The sequence below is a fragment of the Snuella lapsa genome (assembly GCF_039539345.1).
Classification (GTDB): domain Bacteria; phylum Bacteroidota; class Bacteroidia; order Flavobacteriales; family Flavobacteriaceae; genus Snuella; species Snuella lapsa.
This window is the reverse complement of record NZ_BAABCY010000108.1, coordinates 1-2,548: the sequence shown is the minus strand read 5'-3', so window position 1 is coordinate 2,548 and position 2,548 is coordinate 1. Positions and strand designations below refer to the sequence as shown.

The following is a 2,548-nucleotide window of genomic DNA, read 5'->3' as shown; positions in this document are numbered from 1 at the left end:
TGTTCTTGTGTTCAAACATTCTTCGTTCCAGATTGTTGGTAATACCAATGTAAAGCGTACCGTTCGTTTTGTTAGTTAGGATGTAAAGGTAGTATTGGTGCATTGTTTTGTGCATGCGTTAAATAAGTGGATTCCTGCCTGCGCAGGAATGACAATATTGGTACGGAGTTTATGAAGATAAATATAATTAAAACAATTGTTTGCATTCTTGTAAATTATTGGGTGTTAAACAACCAACAGCCAATAACCAACAGCCAATAAGTACTACCCTTCCAGTTTAGCCGACAGTTCAAACCAACGCTCTTCTTTGGCTTCAATGGTTTCAATGAGGTTTTGAAGTTCTATAGAGAGGGTGTTGATTTCTTCTTGGCTTAGGTCGGGGTTATTGAACTTGGCTTCTAGTTCTTTTTTGTCGTAGGCCAGCGCGTTTAGTTTACTTTCGATGTTTTTTAGTTCTTTTTCTTCGTTGTACGATAGTTTGCTAGCTTCATTTTGTTTCAAGGCTTTGTTGTCTTTTTTGGTTTCGGAAGCTGTTGAAACGACAGGTTGACTGTCCTCGTAAACTCTGTAGTCGCTATAATTCCCGGGAAAATCCTCAATAACGCCTTCACCTTTAAATACAAAGAGGTGGTCTACTACTTTATCCATAAAGTACCTGTCGTGCGACACAACAATAATGCAACCTGGAAAATCCAGTAAGAAGCTTTCGAGAACGTTAAGGGTAACAATGTCTAGATCGTTTGTAGGCTCATCAAGGATCAAAAAGTTAGGGTTTTGTATGAGCACGGTACATAAGTACAGGCGTTTGCGCTCACCGCCACTTAGTTTTTCTACAAAGTCGTATTGCTTTTTTCTACTAAATAGGAAGCGTTCCAAAAGTTGTTGTGCACTAATTTGACGTCCCTTTTTTAGCGGAATGTAGTCACCAAACTCCCTTATGACATCAATGACTTTTTGTTCGGGTTTTATGCCAATGCCATTTTGGGTATAGTAACCAAATTTAACGGTATCTCCTTTAATAACCTTTCCGGAATCGGGTTTAGCAGTCTGGGTAAGAATATTTAAAAAGGATGTTTTTCCAGTACCGTTTTTTCCAATAATACCTACGCGTTCTCCTTTTTTAAAGGTGTAGTCGAAGCCGTTTAGGATAACCTTTTCTTTAAAGGCTTTCGATACTTTATGGAACTCCAGTATTTTACTTCCAAGGCGTTCCATGTTTAGTTCTAATTGGACTTCATGGTCGTTTCTGCGTTGGTGAGCCCTATGTTTAATATCCTTAAAGTCGTCTATTCTGGACTTGGATTTGGTAGTTCTGGCCTTGGGTTGTCGGCGCATCCATTCCAGTTCCTTTTTAAACAGCTGTTTGGCTTTGCCTGTTTCGATAGCTTCCCTTTCAATACGGGCTTCGCGTTTTTCCAGATAGTAGGAGTAGTTGCCTTTATAGCTATAAAGCTTGCCTTCGTCAAGTTCGATAATTTCATTGCAAACACGCTCTAAAAAATAACGGTCGTGCGTTACCATAAACAGGGTAATGTTTTCTTTGGCGAAGAAAGCTTCCAGCCATTCGATCATTTCCAGATCCAGATGGTTGGTCGGTTCGTCTAGGATTAATAGGTCGGGTTTGTTAATAAGGGCATTGGCCAGTGCCAATCGCTTTTTTTGTCCCCCCGAAAGCGTGCTTATCTTTTGGTCTAGTTGCTCAAGTTTTAGTTTAAAGAGTATCTGTTTGTATAGCGTTTCGAAGTCCCAGGCCTGATGCTGTTCTATTTGGTCGAAAGCGTGTTGGTAAGCTTCAGTGTCTTCTGGATTTAAGAGAGCCTTTTCGTAATTGGCAATGACTTTTAAAATAGGGTTGTCACTTGTGAAAATAGTTTCTTCAACGCTAAGGTTGGGATCAAATTTAGGGTCTTGCGACAAGAAGGATACGGCAATGCCTTTTCTGTAGGTCACCGTTCCAGAGTCGGGTTCGTCTTCTCCCGAAATGATATTTAATATAGAGGTTTTGCCAGAGCCGTTTTTCGCGACAAAGGCTATTTTTTGATCTTTATGAACGCTAAAGGAAATATCCTGAAAGAGTGTTAGCTCTCCATAAGATTTAGTTATGTTCTCAACCGTTAAGTAATTCACAATGTCTTTTTTGCAAAGAACGTACAAATTCGTAAAACATGCCAGAGGAGTTAGAAGTTAAAAGTGAAAAGCTAAAAGTTTGGAGCAGGAAGTCTGAAGGCGGAAGTTAGAAGTGAAAGTTAAAAGTTAAAAGTGAACAGTTAAAAGTGAAAAGTGAAAAGTTATAAGGTTTTTGCGTCTTTTATCTAGTGTCTTGGGGATTAATAATAGTCAATAATCAATAGTCAATTGTAAATTAGCAGTTGTCGTTCCTGCCTTTCGATTTTACTCAAGATAAACTACGGCAGGAATCCACTGTTATTTTGAAAGTGAAGTTCCCTACCTGCTGGCAGACAGGCTCGCTTCGCTCAGAATGGGCTGTGGTAGTTGGAAGTTTGGGGTTTCAAGTTAAAAGTTGTAAAGTTTTAAGGTTATGGAGTTA

The 2,548-nt window shown here is 39.3% G+C and carries 2 protein-coding genes; both read right to left on the bottom strand.

Annotated features, from left to right (window positions below):
• A partial coding sequence (locus ABD792_RS18930; RefSeq protein WP_345008168.1) for a GIY-YIG nuclease family protein occupies positions 1 to 103 on the bottom strand: 103 nt, incomplete at its 3' end.
• A 161-nt stretch (positions 104 to 264) separates the two neighbouring features.
• Positions 265 to 2,127 carry an ABC-F family ATP-binding cassette domain-containing protein gene (locus ABD792_RS18925; protein ID WP_345008119.1) on the bottom strand — a complete coding sequence of 621 codons (1,863 nt, stop codon included), beginning with the start codon at positions 2,125 to 2,127 and terminating at the stop codon, positions 265 to 267.
• Positions 2,128 to 2,548: the final 421 nt, after the last annotated feature.